The sequence below is a fragment of the Hymenobacter artigasi genome, from assembly GCF_012275535.1.
GTDB lineage: Bacteria > Bacteroidota > Bacteroidia > Cytophagales > Hymenobacteraceae > Hymenobacter > Hymenobacter artigasi.
The window spans coordinates 397,600-420,963 of the sequence record NZ_JAAVTK010000001.1 but is presented as its reverse complement, the minus strand read 5'-3'; the positions used below and the strand labels follow the sequence as shown (position 1 = coordinate 420,963).

21 protein-coding genes are annotated in these 23,364 nt (G+C 61.2%); 11 read left to right on the top strand and 10 right to left on the bottom strand.

The window, feature by feature from the left end:
* The first annotated feature begins 2 nt into the window (after positions 1–2).
* The 5 genes from thrA (at position 3) to HBN54_RS01705 (ending at position 7,331) form a co-directional block, all read left to right on the top strand.
* The gene (gene thrA, locus HBN54_RS01725; RefSeq protein ID WP_168671417.1) at positions 3–2,444 is read left to right on the top strand and encodes a bifunctional aspartate kinase/homoserine dehydrogenase I; all 2,442 of its coding nucleotides are present in this window, start codon (positions 3–5) and stop codon (positions 2,442–2,444) included.
* 94 nt (positions 2,445–2,538) lie between these two features.
* The gene (locus HBN54_RS01720; protein ID WP_168671416.1) at positions 2,539–3,471 is read left to right on the top strand and encodes a homoserine kinase; all 933 of its coding nucleotides are present in this window, start codon (positions 2,539–2,541) and stop codon (positions 3,469–3,471) included.
* Positions 3,472–3,618: 147 nt separating this feature from the next.
* Positions 3,619–4,914 (top strand): threonine synthase, encoded by a 1,296-nt coding sequence (thrC, locus tag HBN54_RS01715; protein ID WP_168671415.1) that lies wholly within the window; start codon positions 3,619–3,621, stop codon positions 4,912–4,914.
* Between the two features lie 174 nt (positions 4,915–5,088).
* Positions 5,089–5,778: a c-type heme family protein gene (locus tag HBN54_RS01710; RefSeq protein ID WP_168671414.1), complete on the top strand. Its 690-nt coding sequence runs from the start codon at positions 5,089–5,091 to the stop codon at positions 5,776–5,778.
* 248 nt (positions 5,779–6,026) lie between these two features.
* A complete protein-coding gene (locus tag HBN54_RS01705) occupies positions 6,027–7,331 on the top strand; it encodes a protoporphyrinogen/coproporphyrinogen oxidase (protein WP_168671413.1) in 1,305 nt (434 codons plus the stop codon).
* A 77-nt stretch (positions 7,332–7,408) separates the two neighbouring features.
* Here HBN54_RS01705 and HBN54_RS01700 read toward each other — a convergent pair whose 3' ends face one another.
* The 6 genes from HBN54_RS01700 to HBN54_RS01675 all read right to left on the bottom strand — a co-directional run bounded on the left by HBN54_RS01700 (position 7,409) and on the right by HBN54_RS01675 (position 15,570).
* A complete protein-coding gene (locus tag HBN54_RS01700; RefSeq protein ID WP_168671412.1) occupies positions 7,409–8,824 on the bottom strand; it encodes an MFS transporter in 1,416 nt (471 codons plus the stop codon).
* A gap of 93 nt (positions 8,825–8,917) precedes the next feature.
* Entirely contained in the window at positions 8,918–10,741 is a 1,824-nt protein-coding gene (locus tag HBN54_RS01695; RefSeq protein WP_168671411.1) for an alpha-amylase family protein, read from the bottom strand.
* A 115-nt stretch (positions 10,742–10,856) separates the two neighbouring features.
* A complete protein-coding gene (locus tag HBN54_RS01690; RefSeq protein WP_168671410.1) occupies positions 10,857–11,564 on the bottom strand; it encodes an SDR family oxidoreductase in 708 nt (235 codons plus the stop codon).
* 14 nt (positions 11,565–11,578) lie between these two features.
* Positions 11,579–12,013, bottom strand: a complete 435-nt coding sequence (locus tag HBN54_RS01685) for a GxxExxY protein (protein WP_168671409.1) — start codon at positions 12,011–12,013, stop codon at positions 11,579–11,581.
* A gap of 47 nt (positions 12,014–12,060) precedes the next feature.
* Complete coding sequence (locus HBN54_RS01680) at positions 12,061–13,950, bottom strand: alpha-amylase family glycosyl hydrolase (protein WP_168671408.1); 1,890 nt, start codon at positions 13,948–13,950, stop codon at positions 12,061–12,063.
* A 177-nt stretch (positions 13,951–14,127) separates the two neighbouring features.
* Positions 14,128–15,570 carry a hydrolase gene (locus HBN54_RS01675; RefSeq protein WP_168671407.1) on the bottom strand — a complete coding sequence of 481 codons (1,443 nt, stop codon included), beginning with the start codon at positions 15,568–15,570 and terminating at the stop codon, positions 14,128–14,130.
* A gap of 514 nt (positions 15,571–16,084) precedes the next feature.
* On the opposite strand from HBN54_RS01675, the gene glgP reads away from it, so the two are divergent.
* The 3 genes from glgP to HBN54_RS01660 all read left to right on the top strand — a co-directional run bounded on the left by glgP (position 16,085) and on the right by HBN54_RS01660 (position 19,123).
* Positions 16,085–17,737 carry an alpha-glucan family phosphorylase gene (gene glgP / locus HBN54_RS01670; RefSeq protein ID WP_168671406.1) on the top strand — a complete coding sequence of 551 codons (1,653 nt, stop codon included), beginning with the start codon at positions 16,085–16,087 and terminating at the stop codon, positions 17,735–17,737.
* Positions 17,738–17,907: 170 nt separating this feature from the next.
* A complete protein-coding gene (locus HBN54_RS01665) occupies positions 17,908–18,570 on the top strand; it encodes an SOS response-associated peptidase (RefSeq protein WP_168671405.1) in 663 nt (220 codons plus the stop codon).
* A 175-nt stretch (positions 18,571–18,745) separates the two neighbouring features.
* Positions 18,746–19,123, top strand: coding sequence for a hypothetical protein (locus HBN54_RS01660; RefSeq protein WP_168671404.1), 378 nt, complete (start codon positions 18,746–18,748; stop codon positions 19,121–19,123).
* Positions 19,124–19,136: 13 nt separating this feature from the next.
* On the opposite strand, the gene HBN54_RS01655 is transcribed toward HBN54_RS01660, so the two are convergent.
* From HBN54_RS01655 to HBN54_RS01645, 3 genes are all read right to left on the bottom strand, one after another.
* A complete protein-coding gene (locus HBN54_RS01655; protein ID WP_168671403.1) occupies positions 19,137–20,363 on the bottom strand; it encodes a serine aminopeptidase domain-containing protein in 1,227 nt (408 codons plus the stop codon).
* A 276-nt stretch (positions 20,364–20,639) separates the two neighbouring features.
* On the bottom strand, positions 20,640–20,837 hold the full coding sequence (locus HBN54_RS01650; RefSeq protein WP_168671402.1) for a hypothetical protein: 198 nt from the start codon (positions 20,835–20,837) through the stop codon (positions 20,640–20,642).
* Positions 20,838–20,894: 57 nt separating this feature from the next.
* On the bottom strand, positions 20,895–21,281 hold the full coding sequence (locus tag HBN54_RS01645) for a septal ring lytic transglycosylase RlpA family protein (RefSeq protein WP_235955338.1): 387 nt from the start codon (positions 21,279–21,281) through the stop codon (positions 20,895–20,897).
* A gap of 120 nt (positions 21,282–21,401) precedes the next feature.
* Between HBN54_RS01645 and HBN54_RS01640 the strand changes: the two genes are divergently transcribed.
* The gene (locus HBN54_RS01640; protein ID WP_168671400.1) at positions 21,402–21,632 is read left to right on the top strand and encodes a hypothetical protein; all 231 of its coding nucleotides are present in this window, start codon (positions 21,402–21,404) and stop codon (positions 21,630–21,632) included.
* Between the two features lie 67 nt (positions 21,633–21,699).
* On the opposite strand, the gene HBN54_RS01635 is transcribed toward HBN54_RS01640, so the two are convergent.
* A complete protein-coding gene (locus HBN54_RS01635; protein ID WP_168671399.1) occupies positions 21,700–22,557 on the bottom strand; it encodes a glycoside hydrolase family 25 protein in 858 nt (285 codons plus the stop codon).
* Between the two features lie 97 nt (positions 22,558–22,654).
* On the opposite strand from HBN54_RS01635, the gene HBN54_RS01630 reads away from it, so the two are divergent.
* On the top strand, positions 22,655–22,930 hold the full coding sequence (locus HBN54_RS01630; protein WP_168671398.1) for a VF530 family protein: 276 nt from the start codon (positions 22,655–22,657) through the stop codon (positions 22,928–22,930).
* Positions 22,931–22,935: 5 nt separating this feature from the next.
* Positions 22,936–23,268, top strand: coding sequence for a hypothetical protein (locus tag HBN54_RS01625; protein ID WP_168671397.1), 333 nt, complete (start codon positions 22,936–22,938; stop codon positions 23,266–23,268).
* The last annotated feature ends 96 nt before the right edge of the window (positions 23,269–23,364 follow it).

Here is a 23,364-nt window from a genome sequence, read left to right as displayed (position 1 = left end):
CGATGCAAGTGTTGAAATTTGGAGGCACGTCGGTGGCCTCCGCCGAGAATATCCGCAAGTCGTTGGCCATTGTGGCCACGGCTGCTGAGCGCGGGCCAGTTGTAATGGTCGTGTCGGCGCTGGGTGGGACCACCGATGCGCTGATTGGCGCGGGCCGCGCCGCTGCCGCCGGCGACGCGGGCTACCGCGACACCCTGCTGCAGCTAGCCGCCCGCCACCGCACGGCCGTGCAGGAGCTGCTGCCCGCCACGCATAGCGGGCCGGAAGGCCAGCTGGTAAGCCAGTTTGGGGAGATAACCAGCCTGTGCAACGGCATTTTTGCCTTGGGCGAACTGTCAACCCGCACCCTGGATAAGCTCATGAGCTACGGCGAGCTGCTCTCGTCGCACCTCATTGCGGCCGTGGCTAAAGTGCAGGGCCAGGCCACCGTGTGGGCCGATGCCCGGCAGCTCATTCGCACCAATTCCCGCTTCGGCATGGCCGAAGTGGATATGGCAACGACTCAAAAACAAGTAGCTGACTTCAAGACCCAAAACCCTGCTAAAATTTGGGTTGTGCCCGGCTTCATTGCCGCCGATGCTCATGGCACCACCACCACGCTGGGCCGGGGCGGCTCCGACTACACGGCGGCGATTCTGGCCGCCGCGCTGGATGCGGAGAAGCTCGAAATCTGGACCGATGTGAGCGGCATGATGACCGCCGACCCGCGCCTCGTGCGCAGCGCCCGGCCCATTGCGCATATCTCGTATCAGGAGGCCATGGAGCTGTCGCACTTCGGGGCCAAGGTGCTCTATCCGCCTACGATTCAGCCCGTCATGCAGCGCGGGATTCCGCTCTGGATTAAAAATACCTTCGCCCCCGACGAATACGGCACGCTGGTGGAAGTGGAGCCGCCGCGCACGCCGGCCGTGGTGCAGGGCATCTCCAGTATCGGCAACCTCACGCTGCTGAATCTGGAAGGCAGCGGCATGGTGGGCATCCCCGGCTTCTCGAAGCGGCTGTTTGAGGCCCTGGCCCGCGAGCGCATCAACGTGATTCTCATTACCCAAAGCTCTTCCGAGCATTCCATTTGCGTGGGCGTAAATACGCCGGATGCCGCGCCCGCCCAAGTGGCCGTGGATGAGGAGTTTGCCACGGAAATCGCGGCCGGCCGCATCGAGCCGTTGCGGCCCGAAAAAGACCTCGCCATCGTGGCGCTGGTGGGCGAAAACATGAAGAACCACCCCGGCATCAGCGGCAAGCTATTTGGGGCGCTGGGGCAGAATGGGGTGAACATCCGGGCCATCGCGCAGGGCGCTTCGGAGAAGAACATTTCGACCGTGATTCGGGCAGCCGATGTGCGCAAGGCCATCAACGTGCTGCACGAGGCGTTTTTTGAAGCCACCAAGAAGCAGGTGAACCTGTTTATTCTCGGGCCCGGCAACGTGGGCAGCAAGCTGCTGGAACAGCTGGCGCGGCAGCAGGCCCACCTGCTCGAAAAGCTGGGCTTGCAGGTGCGCGTGGTGGCCATTGCCAACAGCCGCCACTGCCTGGTGGATGAAAACGGCCTCGACCTCACTGCCTGGCCCGAAGAGCTGGCGCAAGCCCCAGCCCAGACGCTGGAGGAGTTCACCCAACTCATCATTGCCCGCAACCTGCGTAATTCCATCTTCGTGGACGTGACGGCCAACCCGGCCGCCGCCGGCATCTACGCCAATTTGCTGGCGAAAAGCGTGGCCATCGTGGCCTGTAATAAGGTGGCCGCGTCGTCGGAATACGCGCACTACGCCCGCCTCAAAAGCCTGTCGAAGGAGTTCAACGCCAGCTACTTGTTTGAAACAAACGTGGGCGCGGCTCTCCCCATCATCGGTACGCTGAACGACCTCACGCGCAGCGGCGACGTGGTGCAGCGCATGGAAGCGGTGCTCTCGGGCACGCTCAATTTCGTGTTTAACAACTACGACGGCACCCGGCCCTATGCCGAGGTGGTGCGCCAGGCCCAGGCCGAAGGCTACACCGAGCCCGACCCGCGCCTCGACCTGAGCGGCTCCGACGTGGCCCGCAAAATCCTGATTCTGGCCCGGGAGGCCGGCCAGGTGATGGAAATGGCAGATATTGAAATTGAAACCTTCCTGCCGCCTGCCTGTCTCGAAGGCGATGTGGAAGCCTTTTACACCCAGATGGCCGCCCATGAAAGCCACTTTAAAGCGTTATACGATGCCGCCACAGCGGCCGGCAAGCGCCTGAAATTCGTGGCCCGCTACGCCGACGGCCACGCCGCCGTGGGCCTGCAAACCGTAGCGCCCGGCCACGACTTGTACGACCTGCGCGGCAAGGACAACGTGGTGCTGTTCTACACTGACCGCTACGCCGACCAGCCGCTGGTGGTGAAAGGCGCGGGAGCCGGCGCGGAGGTCACGGCCTCGGGGGTATTCGCAGATATTATCCGCGCCGCAAGGCTTTGATTTAATTAACAATTAACAATTGAGAATTAAGAATTGGGTGATGAAGGGTGCCGGGCATTCCTGATTCTTAATTGTTAATTCTTAATTCAACATAATGCCTGATTCCGTTCTCGTTCATTCCCCCGCCACGCTCTCCAACCTAGGCTGCGGCTTCGATGTATTTGGCCTGGCCCTGGCCGCGCCCTACGATACCATTCGCCTCACGCGCAGCGCCACGCCGGGCGTCCGCATCCAGCACCTCGACCCCTATAACCTGCCCACCGACCCTGCCCGCAACGTGGCCGGCGTGGCCCTGCTGGCGCTGCTGAAGCAGGTGCCGGAGGAAATGGGCTTCGAGCTGGAAATCACCAAAGGCATCAAGCCGGGCAGCGGCGTGGGCAGCAGCGCGGCCAGCGCGGCCGGCGCGGTGGTAGCAGCTAATGCCCTGCTGGGCAACTGCTTCAGCAAAATGCAGCTCGTGGATTTTGCAATGGAAGGGGAGGCCGTGGCCTCCGGCGCGCGCCACGCCGATAACATCGCGCCGGCCATTTTCGGCGGTTTCACGGTGGTGCGGGCGTTGGAGCCGGCCATTGATATCATTGCCCTGCCCGCGCCGCCGCTATGGGTGGCCGTGGTGCATCCGCAGATTGAGCTGAAAACCAGCGACTCGCGCAAGGTGCTGCCGGCCACGGTGCCGCTGGGCTTGGCCGTGCGCCAGTGGGCCAACGTGGCCGGGCTGGTAGCCGGGTTTATGATGGCCGATTACGACCTCATCGGCCGCTCGCTCGACGACTACATTGTGGAGCCGGCGCGGCTGCCGCTCATCCCCGGTCTGGCCGAGGCGCGGACGCGGGCGCTGGCGGCCGGTGCCATTGGCGGGGGTATCTCGGGCTCGGGACCGTCGATTTTTATGCTGAACCGGACGGAGGCCACGGCGCAGGCCGTGGGCGCGGCAATGGGTGGGGTATTTGCGGAGTTGGGCATTGCGTGCAACGTATACGTGGGGCCGGTGGGGACCACGGGGGCGCGGGTGGTTGAGGAGGACTAGGTTTTAGATAACAAAAAGGACGTCATGCCGAGCGTAGCCGAGGCATCTCGCGTGCCGCAGTAATCTAATCGCCGCAACGATGCGAGCGAGATGCCTCGGCTGCGCTCGGCATGACGTTCTTGCTTTCGCCATTGGACAATCAACAATATGAAATACTACAGCCTCCGCCACCAGTCGCCGCTGGTTGATTTCCGCACGGCCACCATCACCGGGCAGGCTCCGGATGGCGGCCTTTATTTCCCCGAAAGCATCCCGAAATTCTCTGCGGATTTCCGGCGCGAATTGCGTAGCCTGAGCAAGGCCACCGTGGCATTCAATGTGATGCGGCCTTACGTGGGCAGCACCATTGCCGAGGCCGACTTGCAGCGCATCTGCGCCGAGGCGGTGGACTTTGAGTTTCCGCTGGTGCCGGTGGTGGCGGGCGTGTCGGCGCTGGAGCTGTTTCATGGGCCTACTTTAGCGTTTAAGGACGTGGGGGCGCGGTTTATGAGCCGCTGCCTGGGCTACTTCGCCCAGCACGGCGACACGCCGCCCGTGACCGTACTGGTGGCCACCTCCGGCGATACCGGCGGGGCCGTGGCCAGCGGCTTTCTGGGCGTGCCGGGCGTGGAAGTGGTGATACTCTACCCCAAAGGCAAGGTGAGCCCCGTGCAGGAGCAGCAGCTCACCACCCTGGGCCAGAACATTACGGCGCTGGAAGTGAGCGGCACTTTCGACGACTGCCAGGCACTGGTGAAACAAGCTTTTCTGGACCCCGAACTGGCCCAGCGGCGCTTCCTCACGTCGGCTAACTCCATCAACGTGGCGCGGTGGCTGCCGCAGCAGCTGTACTACTGCTTTGCCATGCAGCAGTGGCCGGCGGGGGCACCCGCGCCGGTGGTGGCGGTGCCGAGCGGCAACTTCGGCAACCTGTGCGCGGGGCTGCTGGCCCAGGCCTCGGGGCTGGGATTGGGGCATTTCATCGCGGCCTGCAACGCCAACGAGCCGGTGCCCGCCTACCTGCGCACGGGTACCTACGAGCCCCGGCCGGCCGTGCCCACCTTCTCCAACGCCATGGACGTGGGCAACCCCAGCAACTTTGTGCGCATTCTGGAGCTATTTGATAATGACCTGAATAAGCTGCGCGCCGCCCTCGGTGCCGATACCGTGAGCGACGCCGATACGGTGGCCGCCATCCGGCAGGTGTGGGAGCACGACGATTATCTGCTCGACCCGCACGGGGCCGTGGCCTACACGGCACTGCGCCGCTATCAGGCCCAACACGCGGGCACAGCGGGCCTGATTCTGGCCACGGCGCACCCCGTGAAGTTCCCCGACGTGGTGGAGCCCATCCTGGGCCGGGCCATTGAGCTGCCGGCCGTGGTGCAGGCCTTGCAGGGGCGGGCTAAACGAAGTGTGCCGCTGGCGGTTAACTACGAAGAGTTGAAAGCCTACCTGATGTAAGGGTTTCAATGAAGACCGTCATGCCGAGCGCAGCCGAGGCATCTCGCGTGCCATAGTATCTTAATCGTGATAACAGCATTGATTAGTAGTGGCACGCGAGATGCCCCGGCTGCGCTCGGCATGACGGTATTTTGCGGTGCTTTTGCAGCGTTGTGTTCAAGAAATCTTTTACCCGTGAAAAATCTGCTGTATAAAATTGCACTGCCAGCGCTGGCCCTGGCTTTCACCGCCTGCCGCCCCGACCAGGTGGAGCACCTCAAAGACAGCAAGCGCATCGGTATTGAGGCCGAAAACTGGGAGGTGAAGCGCATTATGCCCAACGACCTGCTGCACGCCACCCGCTGGGCCGGCGATTCCCTCACGGCCACCGCCGACTCGCTGCTGCGCCGCACCCTGGCCCGCGAGCTGGCCGCCGGGGGCGTGGCCCGCGCCATAGCTTTTTGCCGGCCCGAAACCTACCGCTCCGTCGATTCCCTGGCCGGCGTGCTCAAGGCCACGGCCCACCGCGTGAGCGAGCGGCCCCGCAATCCCGCCAGCCAGGCCCCGCTGCTGGCCGAGGAAATGCGGCCCGATACGGTGCGCACCATCAAGCGGCTGTCGCAGGAAGTATTCTTTTACCAGCGGCCCATTGTGCTGAATAACCAGCTGTGCCTGCGCTGCCACGGCGAAGTGGGGAAGGATATTGCGGCGGCTGATTACGCCCTTATCAAGCAGAAATTCCCGCAGGACCAGGCCACCGGGTATAAGCTGGGCCAGCCCATGGCGGCCTGGCAGCTCAGCCTGCAACGCAACGGCGTGGCCGAGTTCTGGACGATGAAGACCCGCAAGAAATGGAAGGAGCACAAGATGCCCAAGCTGTTTTAAAAGCAGCTTTAGGGTCATTTGTGTTGGTTGTGAATTACTATCATCCTGAGCGCCGCGAAGGGCCTTATCACATTCACATCGTTGGAGATTACTGCGTACCGTTCAGGCGTGATAAGGTCCTTCGCAAGCGCTGGATGACAGACGCTTGAAAAACGTCACTCCGTTATAACCTCAATTAGCCCAACCTTTCGCGCCACGCGCCGTGAAATGCGGAGCAAGCTGCGCGAAATTCTGTTTGCTACTCAATTATGACTTCCTCTGATTCTAACCCCGTTATCATCATCGGGGCGGGCATGGCCGGGCTGGCCTGCGCCACCTGGCTACACCGCGCCGGCCACGCCGTGCTCGTGCTCGAAGCGGCCGATGCCGTGGGCGGCCGCGTGCGGACCGATATCACGCCCGAAGGCTTCCGGCTCGACCGGGGCTTTCAGGTGATGCTCACCAACTACCCCGAGGCCCGGCGCATTTTCGATTATAGCGCGCTCAACTTGAAAAGCTTCCGCTCCGGGGCCGTAATCCGGCTGGCCGATGGGCGTGAAACTACCTTGCAAAACCCCTTGCAAGCCCCGCTGGCGGCATTTTCGGCGCTTATTTCGCCAATTGGGACGCTGCCCGATAAGCTGCGCATCCTCAGTCTGGTGAGGCACTTGCTGAAATACACGCCCGAGGAATTGCTGGCCCGCCCGGCCACCGATACCCTCACCTTCCTGCAACGCTACGGCTGGAGCGAGCAGATGATAAACGCGTTTTTCAAACCGTTTTTCGGCGGCGTTTTCCTGGACAGGGAACTGACTACGGCCAGCAATTTCTTCGAGTTCGTATTCCAGCAGTTTGTGACCGGCGAGGCGGCCGTGCCCGCCCTGGGCATGCAGCAGCTGCCCGAGCAGCTGGTGGCCCGCCTGCCCGCCGGCACGGTGCGCCTTAACTCGCCGGTGGCGGGCGTGGTCGATGGCACGCAGGTGCGCCTCACCACGGGCCAGGTATTACATGGCTCGGCCGTGGTGCTGGCCACCGATGGCCTGAGCACCCTGCGCCTGCTGGCCGGCCGCAGCGGTAACCCCGACGACAGCCTCACGGCCCAGAACGCCACCTTTCCCACAGCGGCCCGCCTCACCACCTGCACCTACTTTGCCACGCCCGGCGGCCATTCGCCGGGCCGCAACGATAAGCTGCTGCGCCTGAACGCCGGCCCCAGTGCCCTGGCTCACAACGTGGCCTTCCCCGCCGATGTGAGCGGCGCGTACGCCCCCGCCGGCCGCTCGCTGATATCGGTGAGCACCCACGGCGAGCGCAGCCTCAGCGAAGAAGAGCTTACTGCCCGCCTGCGCGAGGAGCTGGCCGCCTGGTTTGGGCCAGCCGCCCGCCAGTGGGAGCACCTGCGCAGCTACCGCATCCCCACGGCGCTGCCGGTGTACCTGCCCGGCCAGCCCGTAGAACAGCCCCTGAAACTGGCCGAAACCCTCTACCGCTGCGGCGACTGGACATCCTATCCCTCACTGAACGCGGCCCTGGCCACCGGCCGTGAAGTGGCCGAGATGATTATCAAAAGCTGATTTGTCAGGTTTATAATCCAACGAAAAAGGCCCGTTTCTGCTGAAGAAACGGGCCTTTTGGCGTTCAGGAATAAAAGCTACACCTGCGGGTTGGCGGGAGCCAGGGCATCGTAGCTCAGGGTTTCGGCCGACTCGGCTTCGGCGGGCAGGCGGATGTCGTCGGCGTCGTGCACGCGCAGGGTCAGCAGGCCCGCCATTATCATGGAAATGCCGCCGAGCACCAGCGTGAAGATGGGCTGGTCGTGGAAAACATGCTTCGTCAGCGGCCCCAGAATCAGGCCGGCCACGCCCTGCGGAATCACGATGAAGAAGTTGAACACGCCCATGTAGTAGCCCATTTTGTTGGACGGCAGCGCGCCGGCCAGCATGGCGTAGGGCACGCTCAGGATGCTGGCCCAGGCAATGCCCACGCCCACCATCGAAATCAGAATGTAGTGGTAATCCTGAATGAAGTAAATCGAAATCAGTCCCACGCCGCCCATCACCAGGGCCAGCATGTGGGTGAAGCGCCGGCTGGTGGCGCGGGCCACCACGGGCAGCAGCAGCGCCACCACCGCCGACAAGCCGTTGTACACCGAGAAGCACACGCCCACCCAGTCGCCGCCCTTGTTGTAGAGGGCCGAAGCGGTATCGGTGGTGTGGAAAATATGGCTGGTAACGGCCTGCGTGGTGTAAATCCACATCGAGAACAGCGCGAACCACGAGAAGAACTGCACCACGGCCAGCTGGCGCATGGTTTTGGGCATGTGGAAAATGCCGTCGAACGATTCTTTCAGGCCGTTGGCGAAGCCGGCGGTGCGGGCCTTTTCGGCCTCGAACTCGGCCAGGTTTTCGGGCGGGTATTCCTTGGTGCGGATGATGGTCCAGAGCACGGCCAGGAAGAACACCAGGCCGCCCACGTAGAAGGCATATTTCAGTGAAAGCGAGATGTGGCCGGGCTCGGGCGTGTTGGAAACGCCGAACCAGTTGGCAAACATCCAGGGCAGCGACGAGCCCACGATGGCCCCTACACCGATGAAAAACGTTTGGGCCCCGAAGCCGGTGGTGCGCTGCTGCGAGGGCAGCAAATCGCCGACCAGCGCCCGGAAGGGCTCCATGGAAATATTGATGCTCGAATCGAGAATCCAGAGCATGCCGGCGGCCATCCACAGGGCCGTCACGTTGGGCATCACGATGAGCGCCAGCGAGGCCAGCAGGGCTCCCACGAAGAAGTACGGCCGGCGGCGGCCCCAGCGCGGGCTCCAGGTGCGGTCCGAGAGGTAGCCGATGACGGGCTGCACCAGCAGGCCCGTGATGGGCGCGGCCAGCCAGAGGAAGGCAATTTCGTCGGTCTTGGCCCCCATGGTTTCAAAAATCCGGCTCATGTTGCTGTTTTGCAGCGCAAAGCCGAACTGAATGCCGAGGAAGCCGAAGCTCATGTTCCAGATTTGCCAGAAGCTAAGCCGGGGTTTTTCGCGGGTACTGGAAGTGGCGACGGCGGTGGGAGCAGCCATGTGGAGTAGGAAGAGAGGTGTGGGATATGTGCCCTGGAAATGAGCGCAGTATGGACGTTAAATTTAATGATTTACCCGAATAAACGGGCGTTGTTACCGGGACTTTAGCTCAAAAATATGCGCCGATAGCGGGGCCAGCGTCACATTGAGGGCGTTGCGGGGCTCACCCTCACCGAGCAGGTCGGTGTAAGTATAGAATTTCTTGGTGCTCAAGCCCATGGCCGTCATGGCATCGGCCGGGATGGTGAGGACGGGCTTGTAGGTTTTATCGGCGCTGAAATTGACCACGATGAGCAGCCGCTGCTTGTCGGTGTAGCGCAGGTAGGTGTAGAGATGGCGCTGGTTGTACTCCTTGCCCAGGTTGTTGGCATCCTGCAGCTCGTAGAAGCGGCCTTTGCGGATGGCCTCGCTGGTGCTGGTGAGGGTGAGGAGGCGGCGGTAGTAGTCGCGCAGGCTTTTCTGCTCGGGGCTGAGCTTGCCGCCGTCGAACTTGCCCTGGTTCAGCCACTTCTGATGCTCGGGCACGCCCCAGTAGTCGAAGATGCTGGTGCGGCCGTCTTCGCTGCTGAAGCCTTCGACGCCGTTGGCGGGCTCGCCCACTTCCTGCCCGAAGTAGAGCATGACCGGGCCGCTGGCCAGCGTAGCCGTCACGGCCATGGCCGGAATGGCGCGGCGCGGGTCAGTGGCAAAATCCTTGCTGGCGATGCGCTGCTCGTCGTGGTTTTCCAGGAAGCGCAGCATGTGCGAGGAGAAGCCGTTGCTTTCCTCCTTCCATACTTTGGTAATGTCCTCGGTGGTGCCTTCCTGGCGCATCAGCTTGCGCAGGTCGTCGTACAGGCCCACTTTGTCATACAGAAAGTCGAAATGGCCCTTCTCCAGGTAGGTGCGGTATTCCCTGGGGTTGTAGGCTTCGCCGATGAACACGAGGTCGGGCTTCACCTTTTTCAGCTCCGGAATTACCCAGGCCCAGAACTCGACGGGCACCATCTCCACCATGTCGCAGCGGAAACCATCCACGTTCTTACCGGCCCAGAACACGAGGATGTCGCGCATCTTCGTCCAGGTATCGGGCACGGCCTCGAAGTGCGTTTGGCGGCCGTTCACATAGTCCACGCCGTAGTTCAGCTTCACGGTTTCGAACCAGTCGTTCACGCTCGGCGCATCCGTGAATACGTCGTTGCCGGTGGCCTTGGCGGGCATTTCGAAATACTTGCCGTCTTCGCGGGGGCCTTTCAGCGGGCCGAGCGGGTTGTAGTTGGCAGGCACCACGAAGGCCTTGCCGGGCAGGTAGTAGAAGTTGTTGTTGGGCACGAAGGCCTTGGTTTTGTCATCGGTCGCGCCCAGGTCAATCACCCCCAACGGCTTGGCATCCGACTTATAGGAACGCGCCACGTGGTTGGGGATGAAGTCCATCAGCACCTTCAGGCCGTGGTCGTGGGTGCGCTTGATGAGGGCTTCGTACTCCGACATGCGGTTTTTCACCGTCACGGCCAGGTCGGGGGCCACGTCGTAGTAGTCCTTGATGGCGTAGGGCGAGCCGGCGCGGCCCTTCACCACGTCGGCATCGTCGGCCGGGATGCCGGCGCTGGTGTAGTCCGTCATGGTGGCGTGCTCAATTACGCCGGTGTACCACACATGGCTCACCCCCAAGGCTTTAATTTCGTCGAGGGCCTTGTCGGTGATGTCGTTGAACTTGCCGCAGCCGTTCTCGCTGATGGTGCCGTAGGGCTTGTTCAGGGCCACCTTGTTGCCAAACAGGCGCGTCATCAATTGGTAGATGACGAGCTTATTATCCTTCGGGACTTCGGCGGTGGTGTTGGGGTCGGTGGCCTGGGGATGTTTCTTATTCACGGGCGGGTGAGGCAACGAGAAAGCAGCTAAAGAGAGGAGGCCGCCGGCCAGCAACAGTTTTTTCATGATGCGGCAAGATAAGGGAGTTTTGAATGTTGAGGGTTGAATGTTGAGTGGATGGTATGGTGTGAAACAATTGCTAACTCAACATTCAACCCTTAACACTCAACCCTTAAATCGGCTACCATTCCTGCGTGAGGGGGTGTAGCATGAGCTCATCTACCACTACATGGGCGGGGGCTTCGAGCACGTAGCACACGGCCTGAGCTACGTCGGCGGGGCGGAGGTGGGTTTGCACGGCCTCGGCACTGCCGGGCGTGGTGTCGTTGAAGAAGGTATCGACCAGCCCGGGGTAAATGGTGCTCACCTTGATGCCGTGCGGGCGCACTTCCTTGCGCAGGCTGGCCAGCACGGCATCCTGGGCAAATTTGCTGGCTCCGTAGGCCGTGCCGTGGGCGAAGGTGCGCTTGGCCACGTCGGAGGTGATGCCCACGATATGGCCTTTCTTCCGGGCTTTGAAGTGGGGCACGGCGGCCTTGCACAGCAGGAAGGTGCCCTTCACGTTGGTATCGAAAATCCGGTCCCACTCGGCGGCGCTGAAGTTTTCCAGCTCGGCAAACGAGCCCACGCCGGCATTGCAGATGAGGACGTCGAGCCGGCCGTAGTGGCGCAGGGTTTCCTCGATGATGCGCTGGGCGTCGGCTTCGTTCGAAACATCGGCGACGATGCCTAGGCCCTGGGTTTGCTGGGTGATTTCGCTCAGTTCCTGCTCGCTGCGGGCTACGGCTACTACGGTGGCTCCCTGCTGGGCGAGAAGTAGCGCGATGGCCTGGCCGATGCCGCGGCTTGCGCCGGTGACGATGGCAACTTGGTTGGTGAGGTTGGTCATTGTTCTTACTGTTTTTAGCCCGCAGAAGGCGCAGAGGTTAGCGCAGATGACGCAGATTGTTCTTCTAAGCCGTTCACTTTGCGGAAAATGCCGCTTTTAATGAGAGGCACGTTGAAATTGATGAGTAAGCCAAGCTTATGACCCGAGAGTTTCAGATAAGTAAGCAGTTGTATGTGATGCACCTCAAGCAGTGTTTCGACGGATTTCAGTTCAACTACTACTTTGTTTTCGACCAGCAGGTCGATGCGAAATCCATTTTCCAGTTTCAGCCCATCGTACACAACCGGTAATGCTACCTGAGTCTGAACTTCCAATCCAAATTTTCGCAATTCGTGCGCCAATAACATTTCGTATACCGATTCCAATAGCCCTGGCCCCAGCGCTTGGTGAATATTGAAAGCGCCCTTCCTAATCAAGAAGGAAATATCATTCTCGTGCTTCTGCGTCATCTGCGTAAACTTCAGCGCCCTCTGCGGGCTAAGAGTTAAAGAACGAATTACTTCCGTAATTCCACCACCCAGGCCGTGTGGGCCGGCACCCGCAAAGTATTCAAATCCGAAATCACCGCCCCGCTCACTACCTCCACGCCCGACGAAAACCCGGCAAACCGCTCCGCAAACCGCGTTCCGTCCACTTTCTTCTCGTCCTTGGTGTTGTTGGCAATAATCATGACGCATGCGCCATCGTCGTACCGGAAGTATGTGTACACCCCATCCTGCGGGATAAACTGCATCAGCTTGCCGGAGCTCAACACGGGGTGCGCCTTGCGATACAAAGCCAGCTTGCTCACGTAATCGAACGCCTCACCGGCCTGGCCCGGCCGTGCCGAAAAATAGTCGGTTTTATCCCCCGCAAACCCGCCGGGGAAGTCCTCGCGCACCTTGCCGTCGGGGTTCGAGAAGTTCTTCATCAGCACCTCGGTGCCGTAGTAGAGCTGGGGCGTGCCGCGCAGGGTGAGCAGCCAGGCAATACCGGTTTTGAACTTGCCAAAGTCCTCCCCAATCACCGAGTAGAAGCGGCTCATGTCGTGGTTGTCGAGGAAGGGCACGTTGCGGGTGGCATCCACGTACAGCCAGTCGCCCTGTAGGGCGTGGTAGAGCTTGCTCAGGTCGCCGTTTTCGGTTTTGAGCGCGTCCGAAATCGCGAAGCTGATTTGAAAATCCAACACGCCAGGCAGGTTCGATTTAAAGCCATTCACCGGCGGCAGAATGTTCTGGGCGAAGAAGGCCTGCTCGGCCTCGGTGCCCTCCCAGGCTTCGCCGAACTGCGCCAGCTTGGGGTATTCGTCGGCAATGGCCTTGCCCCAGGCCATCAGGAAATTTGGCTCGGAATAGGGGTAGGTGTCAATGCGATACCCATCGATACCCGTCGATTCCACCCACCACAGAAAGTTCTGGATGATGTAAGTGGCCACTAGTGGGTTGCCCTGGTTCACATCGGGCATGGTGGTATCAAACCAGCCATCATTAAACAAGGTGTAGTCGCGCTTCGAGCCGTAGGGGTCGTTCAGGGCGAAGGCGTTGTAGTTGCTGCGCGTGAAGGTGGGGAAGGCGTGGAACCAGTCGGCCGCCGGCTTATCCAGGAATAGGTGGTGGTAGCTGCCCCAGTGGTTGAGCACGATGTCCTGCACCACTTTCAGGCCGTCGGCGTGGGCCGCTTTCACAAATTGCTGGTACTCGGCGTTGGTGCCGTAGCGCGGGTCAATTTTGTAGCAGTCCGTCACCGCGTAGCCGTGGTAGCTGGCCTTGGGCATGTCGTTTTCGATGACCGGCGTGGGCCAGATGGCCGTGGCCCCCAGCTTCTTAAAGTAGTCAAAGTGGTTCTGAATGCCGCGCAGGTCGCCGCCGTGGCGGGCGTACATCGAGTCGCGGGCGATGTGGTTCACGCGGGTGCCCTTCACCACGTCGTTCTTCGGGTCGCCGTTCGAGAACCGGTCCGGCATCAGCATGTAGATAAAGTCGGCCTGCGTGAGGCCCTGCGTGCGCTGCGGGTCGGTGTTGCGGGCGCGCAGCTCGTAGGTGTAGGGGCGGTAGGTGTTGCCGCTTTTCAGCCCCAGCTTCAGCAGGCCGGGCTTGGTAGCGGGGGCAATAATCAGATTAATGATGAGGTAATTGGCACTCTCCAGCTTTTGCTGGCTCTCAATGGTCACGCCCGGATAGGCAGCCAGAATAGCCATTGTGTTCCCAATGCCGGGCGCGTTCACCAGCAGCTGCAGCTTTGGGTTCTTCATGCCCACCCACCAGTAAGTGGGGTCGATGCGGACGGCCGGGGCGGCTTTGGCAGTAGCGTTGGGCCCTGCTGCCGGGCTGGCCGGGCCAGTCGTGGCGGATGATGAAAAGGGCAGCAGCAGCACCGCCGCAGCCAGCAAAAAGGGTGGGAATTTCATAGTAAAAAGAGCGCAAAAACAACCGTAGGACCAAAAGTACGGCATTCCCGGAAGGGCGCTGATGCGCAACCGTTTCCACTTTTGGAATATATTTTTTGCCCATAGCAAGCCCACGAAAAAGCCCGCCCCCAAATCCGGGAGCGGGCTTTCACCATTCAAATGCAGCGATAAAGCTTACTACTGCTGGGCGAGCCAGAGCGAGGCGTTGAGGTGCAGCTTGGCGTGGCTGGCGATTTCAGTCCAGCCGGGGTACACGGTGTTGCCGGGGCTGCCGGTGCCATCGTCGGCCGGCGACGAGTCGGTGATGCACACCACGCGGCCCGTGCCGTAGGTGCTGCTCATCAGCATGATGTTGGTGTTGCCCTGGCTGGCGGTAGTCTGCCAAACCAGCGGCGTGGCCTGCGAGCCCGTGGTTTTGGTCATCGTGGCGCCGTTCGAGAACTTGAGTTGCGTCACGGCACCCTGCGAACCGTTCAGGATGGGGTTGGTGCTGCTGGCCAGCACATTGCTGGTGGTTTCCGAAATGTTGGTGAGGGCGATGCTGTAGCCGAAGGGGTTGGCCTGCACCGTGTTGTTGGTCATCAAATCGTTCCAGATGGCGGGCGAATCGTAGCCGTCGTTGTTGCGGTCCGAGATGGTGTGGTCGGAAATCATGAACAGGCCACCGCCGTTTTTCACGAAGTTGATGATGGCCGTTTTCTCAGTAGCCGTGAACAGCGTGTTGGGCTCATCTACCACAAATACGTTGTAGTTGGCCAAATCCTGGGGGTTCGAGGCATTGCCGTAGGTGATGGCCGTGCCCGTAGGCAGGTTCTCCACCGAGTTGCCCAGCTTCACCAGGGCCACGCCCCACGAGGAGAGGGCGGCCGTCCAGTAAGTTTCCGGCGTGCTGGCCGTGATGCCCGACGCGGCTGGCGTGGGGTAGCGCGGCACCACGCCGGCATCTACATCCAGCACCCAGTCGGCGTTGCCGGCCGTTTCGGCATGGCTGGCATCGAACAGGAATTTCTTGCTGCCGGTAGGAGGAGGTGTGCCGCCGCCGCCGCTGTAGCTTTCCACGGTAATGTTATCAAAGTTCAGTCGGTTGGTGCTGCCGTCGGTTTTGCGCACCTGCAGGCGCACGGTGCCGGCCAGGTTTACCGTGAAGGAAGCCGTGCTGAGCGCGGTGCTGCTGGTGGTGATGGTGCTGCCCACTTTGGCGTAGCTGCTGCCGCTGTTGCCGCTGGCCCACAGCTCCCAGGTGCCGCTGGCATCGGTGCCATAGAGGGCGTGGCCCACCGTGACCACGCCCGCGCCGCCGGTCAGGTCGAAGTTCATGCTCAGCATGCCGCTATTGCGCACGCGGGCCGACCAGGTGCCGGTGTGGGCATCGGATGTCGTATTGCCGATGAGGGCATCGTTCAGCGTCCACGAGCCCGAGCCCAGGGTGACGCTGCCCGCGGTGTAAGCCGTTTTGGTGCCCGTTTCAAATCCTTCGGGGAAGCCCGGTGCCGACACGTTTTGCAACGCGGTGGCCGCCGCCGGGGCCTCCGGGGTAAGCTCCGATTTTGAACAGCCGGCAAACAGGATAGCGCCCAGCAAGGGGGCCACCATGTAGCGAACAGAAAGTGTCAGACGCATGGGATGCAATGGGTTAAATGTTGGTAACAAAGCCCCAAAGCTAGAGTAGTCAGCAGGGGCAATTGCAATAATGTGTGTTAAAAGATTGTGGCATTTTTTGAAGTATCATCAATTAAACACCTTTTCCTGCGGTCGATTTTATTAATATCAGAAAAAATATTGTTATAATTTAAAAATTCATTATTTATTCATCTTTGAGTTTGGGTATGTGAATGGGCTGAGCTGTTGGCAAGACGAAAGCAGGGCTACGGAACTGAGAAACTGGCTCTTTGTGCCGGCCGCGAAGAAAATTTGGTAGTAAAGCGCTGGCTGATATTGCCTTGACAGTGTAGGCGTTGGGCCAAATGCTAACGTTTGCGTAAGTCGTGCCTCAATATCAGGGGGTTGCGATTTTTCCGGAATGCTTCGGACCTTGCGCTTTCAATGGAAGTGGCCTTTGGGGCTGCGCTCCTTTTTCTCAACCCGAAATTTCCATTTTGGCGTGGGCCCCGGCCCACGCCTTACCCTTCAATAAATGGCTTTCACTTTTAAACCCTACACGCCCGCCGCCAAGTACAAGACGGCTGCCGCGTATTTCTCGATGGAGTTCGCCGTCGACCAGGCCCTGAAAACCTACTCCGGCGGCCTGGGCTTCCTGGCTGGCTCGCACATGCGCTCGGGCTTCGAGCTGAAGCAGAACCTGGTGGGCATCAGCATCCTGTGGACGTTCGGTTACTACGACCAGGACCGCGACGCCGAGCAGAGCATGCGCGCCGAGTTCCGCCACAAGCACTACTCCTTTCTGGAGGACACGGGCATCATCTTCCCCATCACCATCCACGGGGCCGATGTGCAGGTGAAGGCGCTATACCTGGCCCCGGAGGTGTTCGGCACGGTGCCGATGTTCTTCCTGACCACCGATATTCCCGAAAACGACTACCTCTCGCGCACCATCTCGCACCACCTCTACGACCCGGACTCGGCGGCCCGCGTGGCCCAGAGCATCCTGCTGGGCGTGGGCGGTGGCAAGCTGCTCGATGAGCTCGGGCGCAAAACCGACGTGTACCACCTTAACGAGGGCCACGGCCTGCCGCTGGCGTTCTACCTCTACGAAAAGCACGGCCGCGACCTGGCCGAGGTGCAGAAGCGCCTCGTGTTCACGACGCACACCCCCGAGCTGGCCGGCAACGAGGAGCGCCCCATGAAGCTGCTCACCGACATGACCTTTTTCGGCAGCGTGCCCGAAGAGGAAGTGCGCCGCGTGGCCCGCATCGGCCACGGCGATACGCTCAACTACACCCTCACCGCGCTGCGCTTCGCCCGTAAGGCCAACGCCGTGAGCAAGGTGCACGGCACCGTTGCCAACGAAATGTGGGGCCACTACGAGGGCATCTGCCCCATCATCCCCATCACCAACAGCCAGAACGGCAGCTACTGGCGCGACCCGCAGCTGGCCGCCGCCCTCAAGGCCAAGGACGACGCCGCCCTGCTGGCCCGCAAGCAGGAGCTGAAAAAGGACCTGTTCAAGATTGTGGCCGACCAGACCGGCAACGTGTTCGACCCCAATGTTATCACCATTGTGTGGGCCCGCCGCTTTGCTGCCTACAAGCGCGCCGACCTCATTCTGCGCCACTTCGAGCGCTTCGTGGAGCTGGCCAGCAGCGCCAAGCACCCGATTCAGATGATTTGGGCCGGCAAGCCCTACCCGAAGGACTTCGGCGCGGTGGCGTTGTTTAATGAAATCATCAAGCGCACGGCTGGTCTGAAGAACTGCGCCGTACTGACGGGCTACGAGCTGGGCCTGTCGGCTGCTCTCAAAAAGGGTTCCGACATCTGGCTGAACACGCCCCGCTTCCCGCGCGAAGCCAGCGGCACCAGCGGCATGACCGCCGCCATGAACGCCAGCGTGAACCTGAGCATCGCCGACGGCTGGATTCCCGAATTCTGCCGCGACGGCGAAAACGGCTTCCTCATTCCGATTGTGGACGTGACCCTGCCTGACAACGTGAAGGACGATTCCGAAGCCACCGCCCTGCTCGACGTGCTCGAAAACAGCGTATTGCCGCTCTACTACGACCAGCCCAAAAACTTCCTGAAAGTGGTGAAAACCGCCATGAAGGACGTGGAGCCCGAGTTTGAGTCCGGCCGTATGGCCCGCGAGTACTACGAGCTGCTGTACAAGGCATAAGGACGGGGGATAGGGGCGGAAATTTTTTGGCTGTCATCCTGAACGCAGTGAAGGACCTTATCACGCTTGAACGATTGTCGTATAAACGACTCGTCCGAGCGTGATAAGGTCCTTCACTGCGTTCAGGATGACAGCCGGTTTTCATCAACCCATCAACCCACTACCCCGCCATGTGTGGTCGCTATACCTTCATCGCCCCCGCGCCCGCTGCTGAAAAGCGCTTCGACGCCAAGTTCACCGAGCCCGCGCCTACTACCTACAATGCCGCGCCCTCGCAGCGGCTGCCCATCATCACCAATGCCGCCCCCGGCCAGATTCAGCTGCTGAGCTGGGGCTTGGTGCCCAGTTGGAGCAAAGACCCAGGCGCCGGCCCCAAGCCCATCAATGCCCGGGCCGAAACGCTGGCCGAAAAGCCCAGTTTCCGGCAACTGCTGGGGCGGCGGCGCTGCCTGGTGCTGGCCGACAGCTTTTTTGAATGGCAGGCCACGCCCGCCGGCAAGGTGCCGCACCGCATTCTACTGCGCGACGAGCAGCCCTTCGCCTTCGCCGGCCTCTGGGACGAGTGGCTGGACCGCGCCACCGGCGAGCTGCACCCCACCTTTACCATCATCACCACCGAGCCCAACGCGCTGATGGCCAATATCCACAACCGCATGCCCGTCATCCTGCCCACCCGCGCCGCCGAGCACGCCTGGCTCGATGATGGTCTGGGGCTGGCAGCTCACCAGCAGCTCCTGCTGCCCTACGACGCGGCCGTCATGCGGGAATACGTCATCAGCAAACGGGTAAACTCGCCGGCGAATAATGACCCGGAGGTGTTGGCAGCAGCTTGAGCGAGCAGCTTGAGGCATAAGAGGACGTCATGCCGAGCGCAGCCGAGGCATCTTGCGGGTGGTAGTAATCCAACCGATTGAGTTACTGCCACACGCGAGATGCCTCAGCTGCGCTCGGCATGACGGTCCTTTTATAGATGTTCTTTTATTGCCGCCACTGCGTTACTTTGCCTATATGAACTGGCGCAACCCCTGGCTTTTACCGATTCTCATTCTCGTGCTGGCCTCGGCCGTGCAGCTGGACCTGCCGTGGTGGAGCCTGGCCGTGGTGGCGTTTGTGGTAGGGCTGGCCATTGCGCCCACGGGCCGGGTGGCCTTTTGGGCGGGCTTTAGCGGGGGCGGCCTGAGCTGGGTGTTGCCGGCCGCTTGGCTGGCCTACCAGAACGACGGCTTGCTGGCGCACCGCGTGGCGCAGCTGCTGCCGCTGGGTGGCTCCCCGGTGGTGCTGGTGCTGGTGGCGGGTATCGTAGCGGGGCTGGTAGGTGGGCTGGCGGCTTTGGCCGGATGCTGGCTGCGCGAGGCTATGCGCGCATTCCCAACGGCTCAGCAATAGCAGATGGTGCCGGTTATTTCACCTGCTGCATCACCCACTCGCCCACGGTTTCGAGCGCGTCGGTAGCGGCCGTGGGGCGCACGGTGGTGCCGGCTGCCAATGCCTGCTCGCTGAGGGGAGCCTGAAACTCGTGGTTCAGGCCGTCCAGCTTCTGCACATTCACGCGCTTATTGGTTTTGAGCCCTTTTTCCAGGGCCGGCAGGTTAGCGGCCAGGGGCACCTGCGTGTCGGCGGTGCCGTGCAGGAGCAGGGTGGGGCAGGCCACCTTGGCCAGCTCCGCCTGCGGGTTGAACGTGAGGAAGGTACGGTACCACGGGCTGGTGAGCTGGCCGGCGCGGGCCTGCGCCGCCGCCGGGCTCAGCGCCGGATAAATCTGTTTCAGCATGTTGGCCACGATGGCCTGCGCCTGGGCATTGTCGGCCGTCTGACGGATGATTTCGAGCAGCGCGTACTGGCGCTTATACAGCGCGTCGTTGCGCTTGCGGGCTTCGGTGGTGAGGCGCAACTGCTCCTGGGCAATTCGGAGCTGAGTTTGGGCGGGGTTGGCCCCGGTGGCCAGCAGCTTTTTGGCTTCGTGCCGGGCCGCGTTCATTGCCCGCGCTACTTGGGCAGCCCAGGCAATTTGGGCCGTATCGGGCTCGCCGGGCTGGTTCACCAGTGAGGTTTGCCGGGCCAGCAGCTCCTGCCCATTCACACCGGCTGCCCCTAATGCTACCAGGAAAGCTGGCGCGGCGGCTTGTGCCCCGGCCAGCAAAGCCACGTTGGCCCCTTCGCCGTGGCCCAGCAGGCCCACGCGCAACGGGTCGATGCCCGGCCGGGCCCGCAGGTAGGCCATGGCCGATTGGGCATCGGCCACCAATTGGGTGCCCGAGGTAGCGGCGGCCACTCCCACTGAGTGGCCGGTGCCCCGGTCATCGAGGCGCAACACGGCCACGCCCTGCCGGGTAAGGTAGTCGGCCAGGGCATTCAGCAGGCTATAGTCATCCGCAGCCGGGGCGGGAGAATGCACATCGGGGAGCAGCACAATGGCCGGAAAAGGACCCGCGCCCCAGGGAGTGCGAAGAGTGCCGCCCAGGCCTATTTCGGGCGCGGGACTGCTGGGGCTGCTCACATGTATCTGCTCGGTTTTGTAGGCGGGTGCCTCGCGGGTTTCAACCGGAGCTGCCTGAACCGGGGCTGGATTCAGCAGGCATACCATTAACAGGACAATGAACGACGGCAGTAAGTGCTTGTTGGTCATTGTATTGATTGAATATGTTTTGCAGAATCAGGCAGCGTAACAGCACTTTTATGAATGCTTACAAGTCAAAAATACAATTAAATATTATTTAATAAACTATTTAAAAATTGATTTATAAATAAAAAATAGTTGCAAAGTTTTATTGGCAGGTATCGCCTATCTCCGGGTATTACCCTGCTTTGCACCAATGGACGTAAAAAAGCCGCCCTCCAGGCTTGCTTCAATAGCAAGTGGAAGGCGGTGTAGTGTCCTGATAAATAGCCGGATTGATTGCCGCTACACGATTTTGCTGTACCAAGCCAGGATTTCGAGGCCGGCGGCATCGGTTTCGGCTTCCACTACTTCGGTGATGACGTACTGGATTTCATCATCGGACCAGTCTTCGTCTTCGGCGGCGGGCACCCATAGGTCGAGGGCGGCGTAGCGGTTGGTGGCGGGCGGGAGCGTCCAGGTTACTTTTTTGCGGATGTTCATGGCAGGGAGGCCGGTGGGGTGGGGTGAACGATTGAGAAGTGAAAAAGGGCCAGCGGCCTAATGATTGTCGGCGGCTTCGCGGATGACAGTGACCTGCACCGGCACTACCCCGGCCTGGATGATATCGAGCTGCACGGCGGCGCGGCGCGACACATCCACGATGTAGCCTTTGGTGTGCGGGCCGCGGTCGGTCACGGTCACGTCGACGGAGCGGCCGTTGCGGGTATTGGTGACGCGGATGAGCGTGCCGAAGGGCAACGTGTTGTGGGCGGCGGTCATCTGGCCGGGGCGGTAGGTGCTGCCGCTGGCGGTGGGCCGGCCGTTGAACTTGTCGGCGTAGTAAGAGCCCAGGCCCGACTGGGTAGTGCCCCGTGCGCCCTTTGTGCCCTTGCTCACGCTGTGGCTGCTGCCGCAGGAAGCCAGCACCAGGACCAGCAGAAACAAAAGGGGTAACACCCCGAGGTGCAGAATTTTGGCTTGTCTATTCAACTTCATCCAACCTTTATTTTCGGTGATAACCTTTCGGCCGTAATTCTCTCATAACCAATTTTTTCAAACAAACCCATGAACAAGTCCCTCAAAATCGTAGCCGCCCTCGCTTTTGCTACCTGCTGCTTCAATGCCAGTGCTCAAGGTACTAAGCCGATGGCCAAGGATGGCAAAATGGAATCCAAATCGGAAGAGAAAATGGAGACCAAGAAGATGGAGATGAAAGAGAACAAGATGGAAGCCAAAGGTGGCAAAATGCACAGCGGCAAAATGAACAGCGGCAAGATGACCAAGGGCAAAATGTAGTTTTTGCAACTTGCGGGCCAGCCGCCCGGTCCACCTTCCTTGCGGAGTGATGGGCCGGGCGGCTTTTTTATTTGGCCTTGCCAGCGCGGGCCGGCTGCGACGGCCCGGTGGCCGGAATGCGCAAAGCCTGCAAAGACTCAAAATTGCCCTTGAAAACGTTGAAATCGACCACGCCGCGAATGCCAGGCACGTAGGCCTCGTCGGAGTGCTGCCAGATTATCCACTTGCTGGGGGGCAGGGTGGGGCGCTCCACTTCGTAGTGGGCCAGCCAAAGCGGGTAGTCGTCGAAGTGCCCGGCGAGGTGGCGCTTGTAGAAGCTGTGGTTGGAATAGAGGATGGGTCGCACGCCGTAGTGCGCCTCGATGAGGCGCAGCCAGCGGGCCACCTCGCGCCGCAACACAGCCACGTCGTGGAAATTGGCGGCTTCCACGTCGAGCACGGGCGGCAGGTCGCCGGGGGCGAGGGGGACTATTTTAGCAAATAAATCGGCCTGCAGCTTGCCGTCGCGGCTGGGTAGGAAGTAGTGGTAGGCCCCACAGAGCACCCCAGCTTTGCGGGCCTCGCGCCAATTGCGGGCAAAGCGCGGGTCGCGCAGCGTAGCGCCCTCGCTGGCTTTGATGAAGGCAAACCGTACCCGGTTGCGGGCCACCTCGGGCCAGTCGATACGGCCCTGGTACGACGAAACGTCGATGCCGTGCACGGAGTAGCCGGCCAGCAACGGGGTTTTCTCGCGGCCGGTGAGGCCATTCTTAGTAAATGTGGCCCAGGCCCGGCGGGCGTAGCGATTCAGCTGCACCTGGTGGCGCAGGTAGTAGGTGCCGCCCAGCAGCAGGGCCAGCAAAACGGCAGCCAGCAGGCCGCGCCGCCACGGCCGCCGTCGGGCGGCGGGTGGGGCAACAGAAGCGGTGCTGGACAGTGGCGGCATAGGCAATGGCTCCAAAAATAACGCCGCGCCGGGCGCCATCGTGCGCCGGGCCCCGGCTTTTCGCGAACTTTGTGCTTTCAGCCCCCCAAATTCGCCTATGTCTTTCCTCCGCGCCGCCGATGCCCGCGACGAAACCGGCCACCTCATCAGCGAACTGCACGGCGTGAAGCTGGCGCAGATTCTGGAGTACCTCGTGGCCGCCTACGGGTGGCCCGAGCTCGATGAGCGCCTGCGCATGAACTGCTTCGCCGACAACCCCAGCATCAAGTCCAGCCTCACGTTTTTGCGCCGCACGCCCTGGGCCCGTACAAAGGTCGAGGAGCTGTACATCAAGGCCCGCAGCGCGGAAGTGCAGGGCCGCCCCCGCCCGTAAGCATCATGGCCGACGTCTCCGAAAAATCGTCCGGGCCGGCGCTGCTGGCGGGCCTGGGGCTCTTCATTGCCTTCGAAACCGTGGCCTTCTACGGCCTGCAGTTCCTCACCTCGGGCCTGGGCGAAGCCAACCAGAACCAACCCGAAAACACCATTGTGAGCAATTGGGTGAAGACGATGGTGTTTTTTGTGGCGCACCTCACCCTGGTCATCGCGGCCATGCTGGTGCTCAGCAACCGCCTGCCGCGCCGCTACCGCAGCCAGATGATGGGCTGGTTTTACCTGGCCGTGCTGATGAGCTTCGTGCTGATTATCCCTTTATTCGAGACCACTGATTAGCACGGATTTTAGCTGATTTCACGGATTTTGTAGTCGGCCATCAATCCATTAAATACGAAAAAGGCTCGCCATTTGGCGAGCCTTTTTGATTGGTCC